19 protein-coding genes and 2 tRNA genes are annotated in these 19,503 nt (G+C 70.6%); 14 read left to right on the forward strand and 7 right to left on the reverse strand.

All coding sequences use genetic code 11. The features are described from left to right. Positions 1-7: 7 nt before the first annotated feature. Positions 8-1,018 (forward strand): 3-isopropylmalate dehydrogenase, encoded by a 1,011-nt coding sequence (locus AC30CM_RS04990; protein ID WP_490115745.1) that lies wholly within the window; start codon positions 8-10, stop codon positions 1,016-1,018. A gap of 7 nt (positions 1,019-1,025) precedes the next feature. Further along, positions 1,026-1,643, forward strand: a complete 618-nt coding sequence (locus AC30CM_RS04995) for a hypothetical protein (protein WP_490115717.1) — start codon at positions 1,026-1,028, stop codon at positions 1,641-1,643. Between the two features lie 3 nt (positions 1,644-1,646). Here AC30CM_RS04995 and AC30CM_RS05000 read toward each other — a convergent pair whose 3' ends face one another. Next, positions 1,647-2,846 (reverse strand): MFS transporter, encoded by a 1,200-nt coding sequence (locus AC30CM_RS05000; RefSeq protein ID WP_490115718.1) that lies wholly within the window; start codon positions 2,844-2,846, stop codon positions 1,647-1,649. Between the two features lie 108 nt (positions 2,847-2,954). Here AC30CM_RS05000 and AC30CM_RS05005 point away from each other — a divergent pair, with 108 nt between their 5' ends. The 4 genes from AC30CM_RS05005 (at position 2,955) to AC30CM_RS05020 (ending at position 5,600) form a co-directional block, all read left to right on the forward strand. Continuing rightward, positions 2,955-3,752, forward strand: a complete 798-nt coding sequence (locus AC30CM_RS05005; protein ID WP_490115719.1) for a fumarylacetoacetate hydrolase family protein — start codon at positions 2,955-2,957, stop codon at positions 3,750-3,752. Then, positions 3,752-5,251 (forward strand): glutamate--tRNA ligase, encoded by a 1,500-nt coding sequence (gene gltX / locus AC30CM_RS05010; protein ID WP_490115720.1) that lies wholly within the window; start codon positions 3,752-3,754, stop codon positions 5,249-5,251. The genes AC30CM_RS05005 and gltX overlap by 1 nt, the downstream gene beginning before the upstream one ends. 141 nt (positions 5,252-5,392) lie before the next feature. Beyond that, positions 5,393-5,467: transfer RNA gene (locus tag AC30CM_RS05015), tRNA-Gln, on the forward strand. Between the two features lie 60 nt (positions 5,468-5,527). Continuing rightward, positions 5,528-5,600, forward strand: a tRNA-Glu gene (locus tag AC30CM_RS05020). Positions 5,601-5,773: 173 nt separating this feature from the next. On the opposite strand, the gene AC30CM_RS05025 is transcribed toward AC30CM_RS05020, so the two are convergent. Next, positions 5,774-6,475: an IclR family transcriptional regulator gene (locus tag AC30CM_RS05025; protein WP_490115721.1), complete on the reverse strand. Its 702-nt coding sequence runs from the start codon at positions 6,473-6,475 to the stop codon at positions 5,774-5,776. A gap of 79 nt (positions 6,476-6,554) precedes the next feature. Between AC30CM_RS05025 and leuC the strand changes: the two genes are divergently transcribed. From leuC to AC30CM_RS05040, 3 genes are all read left to right on the forward strand, one after another. Next, on the forward strand, positions 6,555-7,970 hold the full coding sequence (gene leuC / locus AC30CM_RS05030) for a 3-isopropylmalate dehydratase large subunit (RefSeq protein WP_490115722.1): 1,416 nt from the start codon (positions 6,555-6,557) through the stop codon (positions 7,968-7,970). Positions 7,971-8,042: 72 nt separating this feature from the next. Continuing rightward, a complete protein-coding gene (gene leuD, locus AC30CM_RS05035) occupies positions 8,043-8,636 on the forward strand; it encodes a 3-isopropylmalate dehydratase small subunit (RefSeq protein ID WP_490115723.1) in 594 nt (197 codons plus the stop codon). A gap of 202 nt (positions 8,637-8,838) precedes the next feature. Further along, positions 8,839-9,546 (forward strand): HU family DNA-binding protein, encoded by a 708-nt coding sequence (locus AC30CM_RS05040; RefSeq protein ID WP_490115724.1) that lies wholly within the window; start codon positions 8,839-8,841, stop codon positions 9,544-9,546. 75 nt (positions 9,547-9,621) lie between these two features. Here AC30CM_RS05040 and mutT1 read toward each other — a convergent pair whose 3' ends face one another. The 3 genes from mutT1 to cofC are packed head-to-tail and all read right to left on the reverse strand — an operon-like array spanning position 9,622 to position 13,444. Beyond that, positions 9,622-10,539, reverse strand: coding sequence for an 8-oxo-(d)GTP phosphatase MutT1 (gene mutT1 / locus AC30CM_RS05045; RefSeq protein ID WP_490115725.1), 918 nt, complete (start codon positions 10,537-10,539; stop codon positions 9,622-9,624). A gap of 15 nt (positions 10,540-10,554) precedes the next feature. Further along, complete coding sequence (locus AC30CM_RS05050) at positions 10,555-12,729, reverse strand: RNA degradosome polyphosphate kinase (protein ID WP_490115726.1); 2,175 nt, start codon at positions 12,727-12,729, stop codon at positions 10,555-10,557. Between the two features lie 22 nt (positions 12,730-12,751). Further along, a complete protein-coding gene (gene cofC / locus AC30CM_RS05055) occupies positions 12,752-13,444 on the reverse strand; it encodes a 2-phospho-L-lactate guanylyltransferase (RefSeq protein ID WP_490115727.1) in 693 nt (230 codons plus the stop codon). 88 nt (positions 13,445-13,532) lie between these two features. Between cofC and AC30CM_RS05060 the strand changes: the two genes are divergently transcribed. From AC30CM_RS05060 to AC30CM_RS05070, 3 genes are read left to right on the forward strand one after another with little or no spacing between them, the layout of a single operon-like run. Then, the gene (locus tag AC30CM_RS05060) at positions 13,533-14,513 is read left to right on the forward strand and encodes an NAD(P)H-dependent glycerol-3-phosphate dehydrogenase (RefSeq protein WP_490115746.1); all 981 of its coding nucleotides are present in this window, start codon (positions 13,533-13,535) and stop codon (positions 14,511-14,513) included. Between the two features lie 5 nt (positions 14,514-14,518). Further along, positions 14,519-15,622, forward strand: coding sequence for a cystathionine gamma-lyase (locus AC30CM_RS05065; RefSeq protein ID WP_490115747.1), 1,104 nt, complete (start codon positions 14,519-14,521; stop codon positions 15,620-15,622). 36 nt (positions 15,623-15,658) lie between these two features. Further along, positions 15,659-16,756: a D-alanine--D-alanine ligase family protein gene (locus tag AC30CM_RS05070; protein ID WP_490115728.1), complete on the forward strand. Its 1,098-nt coding sequence runs from the start codon at positions 15,659-15,661 to the stop codon at positions 16,754-16,756. A gap of 12 nt (positions 16,757-16,768) precedes the next feature. Here AC30CM_RS05070 and AC30CM_RS05075 read toward each other — a convergent pair whose 3' ends face one another. Then, entirely contained in the window at positions 16,769-17,278 is a 510-nt protein-coding gene (locus tag AC30CM_RS05075) for a DUF3515 domain-containing protein (protein WP_490115748.1), read from the reverse strand. A gap of 125 nt (positions 17,279-17,403) precedes the next feature. Here AC30CM_RS05075 and AC30CM_RS05080 point away from each other — a divergent pair, with 125 nt between their 5' ends. Then, entirely contained in the window at positions 17,404-18,363 is a 960-nt protein-coding gene (locus tag AC30CM_RS05080; RefSeq protein WP_490115729.1) for a thiamine-phosphate kinase, read from the forward strand. 19 nt (positions 18,364-18,382) lie between these two features. After that, a complete protein-coding gene (locus AC30CM_RS05085) occupies positions 18,383-19,066 on the forward strand; it encodes a uracil-DNA glycosylase (protein ID WP_490115730.1) in 684 nt (227 codons plus the stop codon). 101 nt (positions 19,067-19,167) lie between these two features. Here AC30CM_RS05085 and rpmB read toward each other — a convergent pair whose 3' ends face one another. Continuing rightward, complete coding sequence (gene rpmB, locus AC30CM_RS05090; RefSeq protein ID WP_490115731.1) at positions 19,168-19,362, reverse strand: 50S ribosomal protein L28; 195 nt, start codon at positions 19,360-19,362, stop codon at positions 19,168-19,170. Positions 19,363-19,503: the final 141 nt, after the last annotated feature.

Below are 19,503 nucleotides of genomic sequence, written 5' to 3' on the forward strand. Positions count from 1 at the left end.
CACGCCCATGAAGCTGGCCGTCATCGCAGGCGACGGCATCGGGCCCGAGGTCATCGCCGAGGCGCTCAAGGTCCTCGACGTCGTGCTGCCCGGGGTCGAACGCACCGAGTACGACCTGGGCGCGCGTCGCTACCACGCCACGGGTGAAACGCTTCCGGACGGCATGGTCGACGAACTGCGCGGCCACGACGCGATCCTGCTCGGCGCCATCGGGGACCCGTCGGTGCCCAGCGGCGTGCTGGAGCGCGGGCTGTTGCTGTCGCTGCGCTTCGCGCTGGACCACCACGTGAACCTGCGGCCGTCGAAGCTGTACCCCGGTGTCGACAGCCCGCTGGCGGGCAATCCGGAGATCGACTTCGTGGTGGTGCGCGAGGGCACCGAGGGGCCCTATACGGGCACCGGCGGCGCCATTCGCGTCGGGACGCCGCACGAGGTGGCCACCGAGGTCAGCCTGAACACGGCGTTCGGGGTCGAGCGGGTGGTGCGCGACGCGTTCGCGCGCGCTCGGTCGCGTCGCAAGCACCTGACATTGGTGCACAAGACCAACGTGCTGTCGTACGCGGGCAGGCTGTGGGCGCGCATCGTCGACGCGGTGGGGGCCGAGTACCCCGACGTCGAGGTCGCCTACCAGCACATCGATGCCGCCACGATCCACATGGTGACCGATCCGGGCCGGTTCGACGTCATCGTCACCGACAACCTGTTCGGCGACATCATCACCGATCTCGCCGCCGCGGTGTCCGGTGGCATCGGGTTGGCCGCGAGCGGCAACATCGACGCCACGCGGACCAACCCGTCGATGTTCGAGCCGGTGCACGGCAGCGCACCCGACATCGCGGGCAAGGGCATCGCCGATCCCACCGCCGCCATCATGTCGGTGGCGCTGTTGCTCGCGCACGTCGGTGAGACTGCCGCCGCGGCGCGGGTCGACGCCGCCGTCGCGGAGCATCTGGCCACGCGAGGCACCGAGTCGTCGAGTACGTCGGCGATCGGCGATCGGATCGTCTCGAAGCTCTGACCCGGCCGTGGCTCGCCGAACCCGGCTGCGCGAGCTGGTCACGTCGACCCATCAGTGTTGGTTGTTCGCCGTCGGTTCCACGCTGTTCGCCGTCGCGACGATGCCCGGCTTCCCGGGTGACGCGACGGTGGCCAACGCGCTGTGCTTCACCGGGTCGTGGTGCTTCACCGCGGCGGCCTGGATCCAGCTGGTCCGCTCGGGTCCCGAGGGCAGCCTCGACTGGTTCGCGGCGGCAACCCAATTCGCGGGCACGGTGTTGTTCAACGTGAGCACCGGCGCGGCGGTGTGGGCGCACCAGGTGCTCGCCGAGCGCCGCCTGGTGTGGGCGCCCGACGCGGTGGGCTCGGCGGCGTTCTTGGTCAGCGGGGTGGTGGCGGTGGCTGCCGTCACCGTCGGCGTGGGTGCCTGGGCGCCACGGTCTGCGGAGTGGAAGGCCGGTTGGGTCAACCTGCTGGGGTGCATCGCGTTCGGGGTGAGCGCGCTGGCCGCGTTCGTCGAGACCACCGGCGCGGTGGTCGACGCGAACGTCGCCGGGCTGGGGACGTTCGTGGGGGCGCTGTGCTTCCTGGTGGCCGCGCTGCTGGTGGTGCCGGGCCGTACGGGCGGGCGCGCGTCGCTCTCCTGACGCCTAGCTGCGGCTGCGCAGCGGATCGCCGGCCACGGGGACCAACGGCACCGCGATCAGCGGCAGTACCGCACACACCGCGAAGGCCAGCGGGTACCCCGCCGCGGCGATCAGCGCGCCGAACACCGGTGGCACGACGCCGGAGGTGAACAGCTGCGCGGTGTTCTGCGTGCCCAGCGCCCGGCCGCTCCAGAAGGGCCCGGCGATCTCGGCGATCGCGGTGAAGGCCAACCCGTTGTCGGACACCGTCACCACGGAGGCGATCACCAGCAGCACGATGCTGACGGGGGAGTCCAGCAGGTCGGTGACGGCCAGCAGCCCCATCGCGATGGCCGCGCCGATGGCGATGACGCGCACCGGATGCAGCCGCGACCCGACGCGGTCCGACCAGATGCCCGCGCCGATTCGTCCTGCCGCGCCGAGCACTTGGGCGCCCGTCACCACGACGCCCGCGGCGGCGGCCGACCATCCGCGGTCGGTCATCAGCCACACCAGCGCGAAGGTCCACACCAGTACCTGCGGGGTGACCAGCAGCACCGACACCGCGTGGATGCGCCACAGGGTCGACGAGCCCCGGTAGGGGTTGACCAGGTGCGCGGCCGGAGCCTCGGCGCGGGGCGGCCGCGGCGGATCCAGCACGCCCGCCAGGCTGATCACGGCGGCCACCGTGCACAGGACGGCGGGGAACAACAGCGCGCTCCCGACGCCGTGCTGCTCGGCCAGCCGCGGAATGACCAACGCCCCCAAGCCGACTCCGAGCGGTTGCGCGGTCTGGCGGATTCCCATGGTGACGCCGCGCTGGTGTGGTGGGAACCATCCCACCACCAGCCGGCCACTGGCCGAGTTGCTGCTGGCCGCCGCCATGCCGCCGAGGAACAACAGCGTCGCGACCGCGATCAGGGAGTGTGCGGCGGCGGCGCCGTAGGCGGCCGCCGCCGTCAGCGCCGAGCCCAGGGCCAATACGATGCGCTCGCCGATCCGGTCGACCACCCAGCCCCAGGCGATCAACGTCACCACCATGCCGAAGCTGGGCATGGCCGCGACCAGACCCGCGGTGCCGAGGTCGAGGCCCAGTTCGGCGTGCAGCGTGGGGATGAGGAACGCGACGCCGTTGATGAACACGTTGGTGAACAACGTGGCCGTCAGTGCGATCGCCAACATCGACCAGCGTCGTGCCGTCCCGATTTCCGCCATGGTGGCCATCGTGTCACCGATGTCTCATATGTTTGAACAGCTTTCTCGCATGATGAGACGGGTCGGAGGCGCGCCACCCGTCGTCCGACGGCCGGGCGTGCCGATTAGGCTGGGCGTATGCGCCTAGGTCGAATCGCCAGTCCCGACGGTGTCGCCTTCGTCACGATCGAGGGGGACGCGTCCAACTTCGGCAGCGGGGCCACCGACGCCGTGGCCCGCGAGATCGCCGAACATCCGTTCGGCACACCCGAGTTCACCGGACGGTCCTGGCCGTTGGCCGACGTCCGGCTGCTCGCGCCCATCCTGGCCAGCAAGGTGGTGGCGATGGGCAAGAACTATGCCGCGCACGCCGCCGAGATGGGCGGACCCGCGCCGGAGGACCCGGTGATCTTCCTCAAGCCCAACACCGCGATCATCGGGCCCAACGTGCCGATCCAACTGCCCGCCGACGCCCATCCCGTGCACCACGAGGGGGAGCTGGCGATCGTGATCGGGCGCCCGTGCAAGGACGTGCCCGCCGCGCGGGCCGCCGAGTTCATCCTCGGGTACACCATCGCCAACGACGTCTCGGCGCGCGATCAGCAGCGCAAGGACGGCCAGTGGATGCGCGCCAAGGGCCACGACACCTTCTGTCCGGTGGGGCCGTGGATCGACACCGACGTCGACCCGTTCGACCTGGAGCTGCGCACCGAGGTCAACGGCGAGGTGCGCCAGCGGAGTCGGACGTCGCTGATGCTGCACGACATCGGCGCCATCGTCGAGTGGGTGTCGGCCGTGATGACCCTGCTCCCCGGTGATCTGATCTTGACCGGAACGCCGGAGGGTGTCGGACCCATCGAGGACGGCGACACCGTCGCCATCACCGTCGAGGGCATCGGTACCCTCACCAATCCCGTTGTGCGGAAGGCGAAGTGATGGCCAACCAGGAGGCGGGCGCGCAGGGCGTGGTACGCGTGCGGTTCTGCCCGTCGCCCACGGGGACGCCCCACGTCGGGTTGGTGCGGACGGCGCTGTTCAACTGGGCGCAGGCGCGACACACCGGCGGTGAGTTCGTCTTCCGCATCGAGGACACCGACGCCGCCCGTGACAGCGTGGAGAGCTACGAGGCCATCCTGGACGCTCTGCGCTGGCTGGGTCTGGACTGGGACGAGGGCCCGGAGGTCGGCGGACCGTACGAGCCCTACCGGCAGTCGCAACGCGGTGCGATCTACCGCGACGTCATCGACCGGTTGCTGCAGGCGGGCGAGGTCTACGAGGCGTACTCCACCCCGGACGAGGTCGAGGCCCGCCACCTCGCCGCGGGACGAAATCCCAAGCTGGGCTACGACAACTTCGATCGCACGCTGACCGCCGAGCAGCGTGCGGCGTTCGCCGCCGAGGGGCGCTCGCCGGTGCTGCGGCTGCGCATGCCCGACGAAGACCTCGGCTGGACCGACCTGGTGCGTGGGCCCGTGAGCTTTCCCGCCGGTTCGGTGCCGGACTTCGCGATCACGCGCGCCAACGGAGATCCGCTGTACACGTTGGTCAATCCGGTCGACGACGCGTTGATGAAGATCACGCACGTGTTGCGCGGCGAGGACATCATGCCGTCCACGCCGCGTCAGATCGCGCTCTACCGCGCGCTGATCCGGATCGGGGTGGCCGAGTTCGTGCCCGAGTTCGCGCACCTGCCCTCGGTGCTCGGCGACGGCAACAAGAAGCTGTCCAAGCGCGACCCGCAGTCCAACCTGTTCCTGCACCGCGACCGCGGCTTCCTGCCGGAGGGGCTGCTGAACTACCTTGCGCTGCTTGGCTGGGGCATTGCCGACGACCGGGACGTCTTCAGCCTCGCCGAGATGGTGACGACCTTCGACGTCCGCAACGTCAACTCCAATCCGGCGCGCTTCGACCAGAAGAAGGCCGACGCCATCAACGCCGAGCACATCCGCCTGCTCGACGCGGCGGAGTTCACCGCCCGCCTACGGGACTTCTTCGTGGCGCACGGGCACGACACCGGGCTCGACGACGCCGGGTTCGCCGCCGCCGCCGCCCTGGTGCAGACGCGCATCGTCGTGCTCGGCGATGCCTGGGAGCTGTTGAAGTTCCTCGACGAGGCGTCCTTCGCCCTCGACGAGAAGTCGGCGGCCAAGGAATTGCGGCCCGAGGCGGTCGCGGTCCTCGACGCCGCCGTCGGTGCGCTGGAGGCGGTCGGGGAGTGGTCCACCGCGGCCATCGAGGCGGCGCTGAAGGCGGCCCTGCTCGACGATCTCGAACTCAAACCCCGCAAGGCCTTCGGGCCCCTTCGGGTCGCGGCCACGGGGGCGTCGGTGAGCCCGCCGCTGTTCGAGTCGCTCGAGCTGCTGGGGCGCGACCGCACGTTGACCAGGCTGCGCGCCGGGCGGGCCCGGGCCGAGGCGGCGTCCGCCGCGTCGTGACGGAGGCCGACCCGGGGTGGGTGGCAAGAGGGCGTCGAAATCTTTGGTAGTCTGCTCGTCGGCCCGAGAACGCAGCACCGCGGTGGCCACCGCGGGGCGGCCGCCTCGGAAAGGTCCGTGACCAGTGGTTATGGGTCGCCTTGGGGTATGGTGTAATTGGCAACACAGCTGATTCTGGTTCAGCCATTCTAGGTTCGAGTCCTGGTACCCCAGCCACTGCCGGCGATTAGGTCAGCGTGCACCGCTGAGCTATGCTTCTCGTCGCAGAAAGTTCTAGCCCCCGTCGTCTAGCGGCCTAGGACGCCGCCCTCTCACGGCGGTAGCGTGGGTTCGAATCCCATCGGGGGTACGTCAGTCGAAGGCGCTCGGTCCATCCGGACCGGGCGCCTTCGACGTCTTCGGACCACACCGTCGGACCACATCGTCGGACCACACCGTCGGACCACGCCGTCGGGTCAGGCAACCAGGGCGCGATCACCGCGGGGCGCGCGGACGTGGGCCACGTGGGCCACGTGGGCATCCTCACAGTCGCCGGGTGAGCGCCTCGGCGGCGGCGAGAAGGTCGGCGGCCCAGCGGGCACCGGGTCGGCGCCCCATGCGGTCGATGGGCCCCGACACCGAGACCGCGGCGATCACGGCGCCGCGGGCGTCGCGCACCGGGGCGGACACGCTCGCCACGCCCGGCTCCCGTTCCGCCGCGCTCTGCGCCCAGCCGCGCTTGCGGACCTCCGCCAGCGTGCGGTCGGTGAACATCGCCTGCGGCAGCACGGCCTGCTGGGTGGCGGCATCGCTGTAGGCGAGCAGCACCTTGGCGCCGGACCCGGCGGTCATCGGCAACCGGGTGCCGACGGGCACGGTGTCCCGCAGGCCCGCAGGCGGTTCCAAGGCCGCCACGCAGACGCGTGCGGTGCCCTCGCGGCGGTACAGCTGCACGCTCTCACCGGTGATCTCGCGCAACCGCGGCAACACCAGGGCCCCCGCGGCCAACAGGGGATCGTTGACGTGGCCGGCCAACTCGGTCACGGCGGGTCCCAGACGCCAGCGTCCCTCCGCGTCGCGGGCCAGCAGTCGGTGGACTTCCAGGCCCGCGGCCAGGCGATGTGCGGTGGCGCGCGGCAGGCCGGTGCGCTCGCACAGTTCTGCCAGACCACAAGGGGACTCGGCCACCGAGTGGAGCACCCCCACGGCTTTGTCGAGAACGCCGATGCCGCTATCCTGTCTCACAGGGAGATACTAGCGTCCCGCATATTGAGAAGCATCGAAACGTCCGCACAGCCCTGCGGACCGCCCGAAGGATGAATCCATGACCCCGCGCACCATGGCAGAGAAGGTCTGGGCCGATCACGTCGTCGTCCCCGGCACCGGCGAGGGAGCCTCGCGTGAGCCCGATCTGATCTACGTCGACCTCCATCTGGTGCACGAGGTCACCAGCCCGCAGGCCTTCGACGGGCTGCGCCTGGCCGGCCGGCCGGTGCGCCGCCCCGACCTCACCATCGCCACCGAGGACCACAACGTCCCGACCGTCGACATCGACAAGCCGATCGCGGATCCGGTGTCCCGCACCCAAGTGGAGACGTTGCGGCGCAACTGCGAAGAATTCGGCATCCGACTGCATCCGATGGGCGACGCCGAGCAGGGCATCGTGCACATCATCGGGCCGCAGCTGGGGCTCACCCAGCCCGGCATGACGATCGTCTGCGGTGACAGTCACACCTCGACCCACGGCGCCTTCGGGTCCATCGCGATGGGCATCGGCACCTCGGAGGTGGAGCACGTGCTCGCCACGCAGACGTTGCCCTTGCGCCCCTTCAAGACCATGGCGGTCAACGTGGACGGGGTGCTGCCCGCCGGCGTCACCGCCAAGGACGTCATCCTGGCCGTGATCGCCAAGATCGGCACCGGCGGCGGTCAGGGCCACGTCATCGAATATCGCGGCACTGCCATCGAATCGCTGTCGATGGAGGGCCGGATGACGATCTGCAACATGAGCATCGAGGCCGGCGCGCGAGCGGGCATGGTGGCTCCCGACGAGACCACGTTCGCATACCTCAAGGGGCGGCCACACGCGCCGACCGGAGCCGACTGGGATGCCGCCGTCGAGGCGTGGACGGCGTTGCGCACCGACGAGGGAGCGGAATTCGACACCGAGATCTACCTCGACGCCGCCTCGCTGAGCCCCTTCGTCACGTGGGGCACCAACCCCGGTCAGGGTGTGCCGCTGAGTGGATCGGTGCCGGATCCCGAACTGGTGTTCGATGACGCCGAGCGGCAGAGCGTGGAGAAGGCGTTGGCCTACATGGATCTTCGCCCCGGTACCGCCATGCGGGACATCCCGGTCGACGCGGTGTTCGTGGGCTCGTGCACCAACGGCCGCATCGAGGATCTGCGGGTGGTGGCCGACGTGTTGCGCGGCCGCACGGTGGCCGACGGCGTCCGGATGCTGGTGGTGCCCGGCTCCATGCAGGTGCGTGCGCAAGCCGAATCCGAGGGGCTCGGCGAGATCTTCACCGCGGCGGGCGCCCAGTGGCGGCAGGCGGGATGCTCGATGTGCCTGGGGATGAACCCCGATCAGCTGGCCCCCGGCGAGCGCTGCGCCTCCACGTCGAACCGCAATTTCGAGGGCCGCCAAGGCAAGGGCGGCCGCACGCACCTGGTGTCGCCGGCAGTCGCCGCGGCCACCGCCGTACGCGGCACGCTGTCCTCGCCCGCCGATCTCTGATCGCTCCGTCGCCAACCACCGCGTCGCCAAGCACCGCGCCGTCAACCACCGCGTCGTCAACCAGGAGTACCCATGGAAGCCTTCACCACACATACCGGAATCGGCGTCCCGCTGCGCCGGTCGAACGTCGACACCGACCAGATCATCCCGGCGGTGTACCTCAAGCGGGTCACCCGAACGGGTTTCGAGGACGGTCTGTTCGCCGCCTGGCGCAACGATCCGGCGTTCATCTTGAACCAGGCGCCCTTCGACCGGGGTTCGGTTCTGGTGGCCGGGCCGGACTTCGGCACCGGGTCCTCGCGGGAACACGCGGTCTGGGCGCTGATGGATTACGGCTTCCGGGTCGTCATCTCGTCGCGCTTCGCCGACATCTTCCGGGGCAATTCGGGCAAGGCCGGGCTCCTTGCGGCGGAAGTCACTCAAGATGACGTCGAATTGCTGTGGAAGGTCATCGAGCAGTCACCGGGATTGGAACTGACTGTGGATCTCAAGGATCGAACGGTCACCGCCGGAACGGTCATGGTGCCGTTCACGATTGACGACTACACCGCCTGGCGGCTGTTCGAAGGACTCGACGACATAGGCCTTACGCTGCGGAAACAGGACGAGATCGCGTCCTTCGAGGCGCGTAGGCAGAGCTGGAAGCCGCGCACTCTGCCGGCCTGATTCGCCGGGCTCCGGGCGGAATTCACCGTCCCGCAACCCCGTTCTAGGACTGCCGTACCACTGTCCATGTGGGGCAACCGGATTACTCATCCGACTCTCAGCAATGCCCGAAACCGGGCGTGGCTCTTGGATATCTGCAGCCTGAGGGTTTACCGTGTGCACTAGTCGGCTCAACGCGAGCCACTGGCTTCGGAGGTTTTGCATGAACAAGGCAGAGCTCATCGATGTCCTCACGGACAAGTTGGGCACCGATCGTCGGCAGGCAACTGCCGCCGTGGAAAACGTCGTCGACACCATCGTGCGCGCCGTCCACAAGGGCGACAGCGTCACGATCACCGGCTTCGGCGTCTTCGAGCAGCGTCGCCGCGCCGCTCGGGTGGCGCGCAACCCGCGCACCGGCGAGACCGTGAAGGTCAAGCCGACGTCGGTTCCGGCCTTCCGGCCCGGCGCTCAGTTCAAGGCCGTCGTCTCCGGCGCGCAGAAGCTCCCGGCTGACGGCCCGGCCGTCAAGCGTGGCGCCACCGCCGCTCCGGCACGCCGCGGTGCGGTGAAGAAGGCGGCCGTCAAGAAGGCTGCGCCGGCCAAGAAGGCTGCCGCACCGGCGAAGAAGGCTGCGGCGCCCGCGAAGAAGGCCGCCACCCCGGCCAAGAAGGCTCCGGCCGCGAAGAAGACCACCACGTCGGCCAAGAAGGCCCCGGTCGCCAAGAAGACCACGGCCACCAAGACCACGGCCACCAAGGCTCCGGCGAAGAAGGCCGCCACCCCGGCCAAGAAGGCCGCCGCCCCCGCCAAGAAGGCGCCGGCAGCCAAGAAGGCCGCACCGGCCGCCAAGAAGACCACCGCCACCAAGGCCGTCGCCAAGAAGGCGCCGGTGGCCAAGAAGGCTCCCGCCAAGCGGGGCCGCAAGTAGGTTTGCACCGTCGAACGCGCCGTGGATCGTTGCGATCCGCGGCGCGTTCGTGCGTTGCCGGGGTGAGGCCGCGCGTCAGCGCGCGGCGAGCGGGCTGCCGATGTGGTCGGCCGCGATCAGCACCCCTTCGCGCACCGACAGCACCCACGTGCTGCCCTTGCGGTTGCGCGACTTGTCCGGTGTCACGCCGTCGCGTTCGCACCACCAGTCGATGAGATCCGGAATCACCTTGCCCTGCGTACAGATCGCCGGCGTGCCCTCGGCCTTGGCGATCTCGGCCAGCCGATGACGGCCTGCGTCGGGATCGTCGGCGTAGGCCTCCTCGGTGAGGGCCGGCTCCTCGGCGATGGTCGAACCCAACTCCTCGGCCAGCGGCTCCAGCGTCTGCTGGCACCGCACTCGCGGTGCGGCGTAGAGTTCGGTGGCGCCGAACGCCAGCAACAGTCCGACGAGCGACTCGGCTTGCGCGCGCCCCGTCTTGTCCAGGGGGCGCAGCCGATCGTCGCCCTTGTAGCGCGCCTTGCTGCCTGCCACACCGTGGCGGACCACCAGCACGTTGTACGTGTCGGCGGGGTGTTTGGCGAAGCGGCGCAGCACCTTCCGATCCAATGGATAGCCGACGCGCTGCATCGCCTCGGGCACCGGTAGCCACAGCAGCTCGTCGACCTCGGAGTTGGGCTCGAAGTCCCCGCCGATGGCCCGAGCGGCCCAGTAGCGCACCTTCTTGGTCCCACGGTCGAGCGGATAGCTCACCGCTGCCAGCCGCCTGCCGAGTTCGGCGGCGTAGCCGGTCTCCTCCTCGACCTCGCGCACCGCGGCCACCGGCTCACTCTCGCCGGGGTCGAGCTTGCCCTTCGGCAGCGACCAGTCGTCGTACCGCGGCCGGTGCACCACGGCGACTTCGACCGCCCCGTCGGCGGCTTCGTCCTCGCGCCACAGCACCGCGCCCGCGGCGAGCACGACCTCGCTGCCCTGCGAACCCTTCTTCGACACCTCTACTCCTGCGGTCTAGGGGTGCCGGTGCCGTTCCATCAGCGAGACCTGGTGGTCGCGCACCGTCTGCCCCTCGTGCGGCAACGCCGTCCAGCGACCGTCCGGGCCCAGTTCCCAACAGCGGGTGGCGGGATCGAGAGCCGACTCCATGACGTCGTCGAGTTGCCCGGCCAGTCTCGGATCCTTGACCTGTGCCATGACTTCGACGCGGCGGTCGAGATTACGATGCATCATGTCGGCACTGCCGATCCAGAACTCGTCGATGGCGCGGAAGTGAATGATTCGCGAGTGCTCCAGGAAGCGGCCGAGAATCGACCGCACCGTCACGTTCTCGGAGTAACCCTCCACGCCGGGACGCAGCGCGCAGATCCCGCGGACCACCACCTGCACCGGAACACCCGCGCGCGAGGCGCGGTACAGCGCGTCGATGACCTGCTCGTCCACCAGGGCGTTGGCCTTGAGGCGAATCCGGGATTCGGCGCCGTCGCGGTGCGCCTCGATCTCGCGGTCGATGCGCTCGATGATGCCCTTGCGCACGCTGTGCGGCGCCACCAGCAGGTTGCGGTAAGACACCTTGCGGGAGTAGCCCGTCAGTGAGTTGAACAGGTCGGTGAGGTCGGCGCCGATGTCGGGTGCCGCCGTCAACAGGCCCACGTCCTCGTACAGGCGCGCGGTCTTGGGGTTGTAGTTGCCGGTCCCGATGTGGCAGTAGCGCCGGATGGTGGCGCCCTCGCGCCGCACCACGAGGCACGTCTTGCAGTGCGTCTTGAGGCCGATGAGGCCGTAGACCACGTGCACGCCGGCCTGCTCCAGCTTGCGCGCCCACTTGATGTTCGCCTGCTCGTCGAAGCGCGCCTTGATCTCGACCAGGGCCACCACCTGCTTGCCGGCCTCGGCGGCGTCGATGAGTGCGTTGACGATCGGGGAGTCGCCCGACGTGCGGTAGAGGGTTTGCTTGATGGCCAACACGTTCGGATCGGCGGCCGCCTGCTCGATGAACCGCTGCACGGTGGTGGAGAAGGAGTCGTAGGGGTGGTGCACCAGTACGTCGCCATCGCGCAGCGTGGAGAAGATGCTCTTGGGGGTCTCGCGTTCGCCGAAGGCCGGCGGCGTGGCGGGCACGAACGGCGGATCCTTCAGATCCGGCCGGTCCACGCCGTAGATCTGCCACAGCGACGACAGGTCGAGCAACCCGGGAACCTCGATGACGTCACCGGGATGGACGTCGAGTTCGCGCAGCAGTAGCTCCAGCATGTTCTCGGTCATGTCGTCGGCGATCTCGAGGCGCACCGGGGACCCGAAGCGCCGCCGTGCGAGTTCGCGTTCCAGCGCCTGCAGCAGGTCCTCGTCGCGGTCCTCTTCGACCTCGAAGTCGGCGTTGCGGGTGATGCGGAACGCGTGGTGCTCCACGATGTCCAGGCCGGGGAACAGCACGTGCAGGAACGCCGCGATCAGCTCCTCCATGGGCAGGAAGCGCGACGCCCCGTCGTCCTCGCGGGGGCGCAGTTCCACGAAGCGATCGACGTTGTCGGGCACCTTGATTCGCGCGAAGTGCTGGGTGCCGTCGTCGGGTTGGCGCACGGTGATGGCCAGATTCAGGCTGAGCCCGCTGACGAAGGGGAACGGGTGGGCGGGGTCGACCGCCAGCGGCGTCAGTACCGGGAACACCTGTTCGTGGAAGTAGGTGCTCAGCCGGTCGCGCTCGTGGTCGTCCAGCTCGCTCCACGTCACGATCACGATGCCCTGCTCGGCCAGTGCCGGACGCACCAGGTCGCCGAACACGCTGGCATGCCGGGTCGCGATCTGCTGCGTGCGTTCGCCGATGCGGCGCAACTGTTCCCGCGGGGACAGGCCGTCGGCGGAGCGGACGGACAGGCCCATCTCGTCGCGGCGTTTCAACCCGGCGACGCGCACCATGTAGAACTCGTCGAGGTTGGAGGCGAAGATCGCCAGGAACTTGGCGCGCTCCAACAGCGGCAGCGACGGGTCGGCGGCCAGCGCCAGCACCCGCGCGTTGAAGTCCAGCCAGCTCAGCTCGCGGTTGAGATACCGATCGTCGGGCAGGACGTCCCGCTGGTTCTGATCGACGGCTTCGGCGGTGGCCGCCGGAGGCGCCTCCGGCGCCGGATCATCCGACGCCCACTCGGCGTCGACGGTACGGGTCTCGGCTTCGGTCACGTCGTCGATCATCCCCCACGAAGGGGTCGCCGGGCTAGGTGGTCGACCACCGCGCTGGTGGCGCTTCGGTGAAATCGGCCACCGCCCGCTTGGTCACCGTGCCCACCCCGAGGCGCAGCGCGGCGTCCAGGTCGTCGGCGGTGTCGATGTCGCACCGCAGCCCGGGCCACTCGCGGGACAGTGCGACTGCGCCCGAATCGGCGTGTCGCCGTGCGGAGTTCGGGCCGAAGCGCGGATCCAGGGGGACTCCGAACGCGAACAGGGCCACGGTGCCGGTGCCCTGACGGTCACCCACGAAGCTGCGGTCGTGGGCGCGGGCCGCGGCCACCGCCTGGGCCAACTCGCGGGCCTGCAGGGCGGGCAGATCACCCTGGAGTGCGGCGACGGCGTCGGTGTGCTCGCGCACCACCGCCTCCCCGGCCAACACGGCGGCGTTGAGCGGATCGGGGTGCGCCTGCGGCGTGGGGTCGGCGACGACGCGCGCACCGTAGTCGTGCGCCAGGTCGGTGACGGCGGCGTCGGGCGTGACCACGGTGATGCTGCGGATGGCGGGTACCGCGGAAGCGGCGGTGATCGTGTCGGCGAGCATCGCCAACACCAGCGTCGCGCGCGCGGCAGCCGGATACGTCGACGCCAGCCGCGTCTTGGCCTCCGGCAGTCGCTTGACCGCGATGATCAACCCGACGCCGGTCGTGCGGCGGGTCGAGGTGCCGCTCATGGCTGACATCCTGCCATCAGCGGCGTCGACGAACGACTGCTCACGCCTTCGTCAACGGCCTGAGGTTAGATTTGTTCCCGTGGTGAACGCGGCGGTCATGGGTGCTGGAGCATGGGGCACGGCGCTGGCGAAGGTGCTCGCGGACGCGGGCAACGACGTCACGCTGTGGACCAGGCGTGCCGGGCTGGCCGACGAAATCAACGCCACCCATCGCAATCCCGACTACGTCGGCGACGCCGCGTTGCCGGCGTCCATCCGGGCGACCAGCGACGCCGCCGACGCGCTCACCGGAGCGTGCACCGTGCTGCTGGCAGTGCCGTCGCAGACGCTGCGGACGAACCTGGTGCAGTGGGCCCCGCACGTCGGCGACGACACCACGCTGGTCAGCGTCGCCAAGGGCATCGAGCTGCAGACGCTGATGCGCATGAGCCAGGTGATCGAACAGGTCACCGGTGCCAACCCCGGCCGCATCGCGGTGATCACCGGTCCCAACCTCGCCAGCGAGGTCGTCGACGAGCAGCCGGCCGCCACCGTCGTGGCCTGCGCGGACTCCGGTCGTGCGGTCGCGCTCCAGCGCGCACTGTCCACCGGATACTTCCGCCCGTACACCAACGCCGACGTCGTGGGCGCCGAGATCGGGGGAGCGTGCAAGAACGTCATCGCGCTGGCCTGCGGCATGGCGGCCGGCGTCGGACTCGGCGAGAACACCGCGGCCGCGATCATCACGCGCGGACTGGCCGAGATCATGCGGTTGGGAATCGCGCTGGGCGCCAAGCCGGCAACCCTGGCGGGGCTGGCAGGCGTCGGTGACCTCGTGGCCACCTGTACCTCCCCGCGGTCGCGCAACCGGGCCTTCGGCACACGGCTCGGCGAGGGCGGCACCATGGAGTCGGCGATGGCGGCCACCGGCGGCCACGTCGCCGAGGGCGTGACGTCGTCGCAGTCGGTGCTGGCCCTCGCCTCGAGCTACGACGTCGAGATGCCGCTGACCGACGCGGTCAACCGGGTGTGCCACGAAGGACTGTCCGTGGAGTCGGCCGTGGCGCTGCTGCTCGGCCGTCGCACCAAGCCGGAGTGAATGCGGTGTCCCCGGAGTACGGCGACTCCACCCGCAGCGTCACGGCCTCCGGCGCGCCTGCCGTGCCGGGCGAACCGGTGACGCCGCCCCCGGTACCCGCGGCCGCCTATCACCTGTCGAGTGACGAGGCCGCCCCGCTGGACAGCTACGGTCGCGCCTCCAATCCCACGTGGCGACACCTCGAATCGGCGCTCGCCGACCTCGAGGGCGCCACGGCCGCGGTGACGTTCGGGTCGGGCATGGCGGCCATCACCTCGGCCCTGCGCGTACTGGTCAGGCCGTCGACCACGCTGGTCGTACCCGCCGACGGCTACTACCAGGTGCGCCGCTACGCCGCCGAAAGGCTTGCGCCCCTTGGCGTCACCGTCGTCGAGGTGCGTGCCGACGAGATGTGCGACGCCGCCGCGGGCGCCGACGTGGTGCTCGCCGAGTCGCCGGTCAACCCCACGCTCGACGTCGTCGACCTGCACCGGCTGGCCACGACGTGCCGCAGCCGCGACGCGATCCTGCTCGTCGACAACACCACCGCCACCCCGTTCGGGCAGCGGCCGCTGTCCCTCGGCGCAGACCTCGTGGTGGCCAGCGCGACCAAGGCGTTGGCGGGACACGGCGACGTCGTGATCGGCTACGTCGCGGGCAGCCGCCCCGATCTCGTCGCCGCCGTCGAACGCGAACGCCTGCTCGCGGGGGCCATTCCGGGGCCGTTCGAGGCGTGGCTGACGATGCGCAGCCTCGGCAGCGCCGGGCTGCGCGTCGAGCGTCAGTGTCAGAACGCCATGGCGGTGGCGCTCGCGCTGCGTGGTGACCGCCGGGTCGGGACCGTGCGCTACCCCGGGCTCCCCGACGATCCCGCACACGCGATCGCCGCCGCGCAGATGCGCCGGTACGGCGGTCTGGTCGCCGTCGAACTCGCGGATGCGGCTGCCGTCCACCGATTGGTGGAGCGCAGTGCGTTGCTGGTGTCCGCGACGAGCTTCGGCGGCATCCACACCTCGGTGGACCGGCGGGCCCGCTGGGGTGACCCGGTCTCGCCGGGTTTCGTGCGGTTGTCCCTGGGCATCGAGGACACCGACGACCTGCTGGCCGACCTCGACCACGCGCTCGGCTGATCGGCCCGGGGGCGCGCCGGGTAGCCTCTCTAGGTTGTGACTGCCCGCATCCGCGTCGCCGTCGTCTACGGCGGCCGCAGCTCAGAACACGCGATCTCGTGTGTCTCCGCAGGCAGCATCCTGCGCAACCTGGATCCGGCACGGTTCGAGGTGGTGGCCGTCGGCATCACGCCGCAGGGGTCGTGGGTGCTGACCGACGGTCGGCCCGAGACCCTCGCCATCACCGACGGCACGCTGCCCGGGGTGAGCGAGGAGTCCGGCACCGAGTTGGCGCTGCCCGCCGATCCTGGCCGCCGCGGGCAACTGCTGTCCCTGGACGCCGGTGAGCTGCTGACGGCCGTCGACGTGGTGTTTCCCGTATTGCACGGGCCCTACGGCGAGGACGGCACCATCCAGGGCCTGCTGGAACTGGCCGGGGTGCCCTACGTCGGCGCCGGCGTGCTGGCCAGCGCGTCGGGCATGGACAAGGAGTTCACCAAGAAGCTGTTGGCGGCCGAGGGCTTGCCGATCGGCGACCAGGTGGTGCTGCGTCCCGGGGTGCCCACCCTCACCCTCGACGAGCGGGAGCGGCTGGGGCTACCGGTGTTCGTCAAACCGGCGCGCGGCGGTTCCTCGATCGGCGTGAGTCGCGTGACGCAGTGGGATCAGCTCGACGGGGCCATCGCCGCGGCCCGCGCCCACGACCCCAAGGTGATCGTCGAGGCCGCGGTGGTGGGACGCGAACTCGAGTGCGGCGTACTGGAATTCCCCGACGGCACGGTGCGGGCGAGCACGGTGGGGGAGATCCGCGTTGCGGGCGTGCGGGGCCGCGAGGACGGTTTCTACGACTTCGAGACCAAGTATCTGGACGACGCCGCGGAACTCGACGTACCCGCCAAGGTGGCCGACGAGATCGCCGAGGAGATCCGCGATCTGGCCATCCGCGCGTTCCGGGCCATCGACTGCCAGGGCCTGGCCCGCGTCGACTTCTTCCTCACCGAGGACGGTCCGGTGATCAACGAGATCAACACGATGCCGGGGTTCACGACGATCTCCATGTTCCCGCGGATGTGGGCCGCCAGCGGGATCGACTACCCGACGCTGCTGGCCACCATGGTCGAGACCGCGCGCAGCCGCGGCACCGGCCTGCGCTGACTCAGCACCGGATCAACGGGGAGGCCCCGGCTGCGGGGTGACGGCGGGCATGGCCTTCGCGATCGCCGCCGAGACGTCTTGGATGGGCGTGGGTCCCGAACCGTCGGGCAACGTCAGCGCGACGTAGGCCGGCCGGTCCACCGCGATCCAGGTGCTGCTGCCCGCATCGGCGATGCGGAACCAGGCGACCTGATCCACCATCTGGACGGGCGCACCGGCGACGAAGTCCAGCGGGCGGTCGATGCCGCACCGCAGCACCACCGTGTCGTAGCCCTCGGGCTGTCCGTCGGCTCGCCACGCGGCGGCCCCGGCGGGCGCCGGGTCGGCCAGCGGGGCGCGCCGATAGTCGCCGAGGGCGTCGGGCAGCGCGTCGGCCAGCGCCCGGCATGGCGCCCCGTCGGCTGCGGGCGCGGGCGCCGAGGCCACGGCGACGACCCGCGGGGCCTCGGGGGTCTGTCGGACCGCCGCCACCACCAGCAGTCCCACCACCGCCAGCGCCGCGATCACCACCGCGGCGATCATCGCCGCCCGTGGCGGACCGTCGGTCTCCGCCTCGACCACGTCATTCCTCTTCCGTCTTCCGCGTGCCTAGACTCGGCGCCGCAGGGGCCAAACTACCGCAGGCACGTCGAGGAGCGAGGGGGAGCATGACCGACGACGCGCGGCCGACGATGGCCGGTCTCGGCGAGTTCGCGGTGATCGACGCCGTCGTCGCCGGCCGCGTCCAGCCGCCCGGTGTCCTGGTGGGCCCGGGTGACGACGCCGCGGTGGTGCTGGCACCCGATGGCCGGGTGGTGCTGAGCACCGACGTGCTGGTGCAGGATCGGCACTTCCGGCTCGACTGGTCGACGCCACATCAGGTGGGGCGCAAGGCGATCGCGCAGAACGCGGCCGACATCGAGGCGATGGGTGCGCGTGCCACGGCCTTCGTCGTGGGCCTCGCCGCGCCGGGGGAGACGGCCGTCGACGCCGCGACGGCGCTGTCGGACGGCATGTGGGCCGAGGCCGCGCGCAGCGGGGCCGGGATCGTGGGGGGTGATCTGGTCGCCGCACCGCAGTGGGTGATCTCGGTTACCGCGCTCGGTGATCTCGGCGGCCGCGCCCCGGTTCGGCTCGACGGCGCCCGGCCCGGCGACGTCGTCGCCATCGTCGGAGCCCTCGGGCGCTCGGCTGCGGGATTCCTGCTGTGGGACAAGGGGATCGATGACCCGCGCCACGTGGTGCTGCGCCGCGCGCACCTGGTGCCCGAGGTGCCCTACGGTCAGGGCGCGGCGGCCGCCGACGTCGGCGCCACCGCCATGACCGACGTGTCCGACGGGCTGGTGGCCGACCTGGGCCACGTCGCGCGTGCCTCGGCGGTGCGGATCGACGTGGCCACCGCGGCGCTGGCCGAGGACCGGGACGCGCTCGCCGGTGCCGCCGCGGCCGTCTCGGGCGACCCGTGGGCGTGGGTTCTGGGCGGCGGTGAGGACCACTGCCTGGTGGCGACGTTCCGCGGTGCGCCGCCGGCCGGCTGGAGGCGCATCGGGACGGTCACCGACGGGCCCGTGGGGGTGGTGGTGGACGGCGCACCGTGGCGCGGAAGCGCGGGCTGGCAGTCGTTCTGAGGTTGGTAGGTTCTCGACCATGACAGCACGCCCTCTGCAGGAGATCGTCGAGGCGGGCTGGGCCCGCGCGTTGGAGCCCGTCGCCACGCAGGTGGGCGCCATGGGCGAGTTCCTGCGCGGCGAGATCGCCGCGGGTGAGGGCTACCTGCCTGCGGGGGAGAACGTGTTGCGGGCGTTCACGTTTCCGTTCGACGAGGTGCGCGTCCTGATCGTCGGCCAGGATCCGTATCCCACGCCGGGACACGCGGTGGGGCTGAGTTTCTCGGTGGCGCCCGACGTGCGCCCGCTGCCGCGCAGCCTGGACAACGTCTTCAAGGAGTACGGCACCGACCTAGGTTTCGACGCCCCGAGCACCGGCGATCTGTCGCCCTGGGCGCGGCAGGGGGTGATGCTGCTGAACCGGGTCCTGACGGTGCGCCCCGGGGCTCCGGCATCGCACCGCGGCAAGGGGTGGGAGGCCGTCACCGAGTGTGCGATCCGCGCGCTGGTGGAGCGGCCGCAGCCGCTGGTCGCGGTGCTGTGGGGCCGCGACGCGCAGACCCTCAAACCGATGCTCGCGGGGGAGCGCTGCGCGACCATCGAGTCCGTCCACCCGTCGCCGCTGTCGGCGTCGCGGGGCTTCTTCGGCTCGCGGCCGTTCAGTCGGGCCAACGAGCTGCTGACCCAGCTCGGCGGTGAGCAGGTGGACTGGCGACTGCCCTAGCGGGCATCCGGCACGCAGCAATGGCCGCGCACCCGCCCTGAGGACGGGTGCGCGGCCAATCGTGAGACGTGCGGCCGGCGTGGGTCACGCCGGCGGGCGGATCAGCCCCGAACGACCTTGCCGGCCTTGATGCAGGACGTGCACGCGTTGACGCGCTTCTTGTTGCCGCCCGGGCGGTCCACGGCGCGCACCGGCTGGATGTTCGGGTCCCACCGGCGGCTGGTCCGGCGATGGGAGTGCGACACCGACTTGCCGAAGCCGGGGCCCTTTCCGCAGATATCGCAGACGGCAGCCATGATGAACTCCTCAATCAGTACTTTGGGTCTCGGACGAGCCGGGTGTCCCCGGGTGTCCGCAGCACCTGGGCGCGGACACGACTCGACAACCCGACCAGGATACCGGCCGGGGCGGTGATCGCCAAAATGCCGTCCACCACC

Source organism: Mycobacterium sp. DHQP2018-32-09 (genome assembly GCF_058148405.1).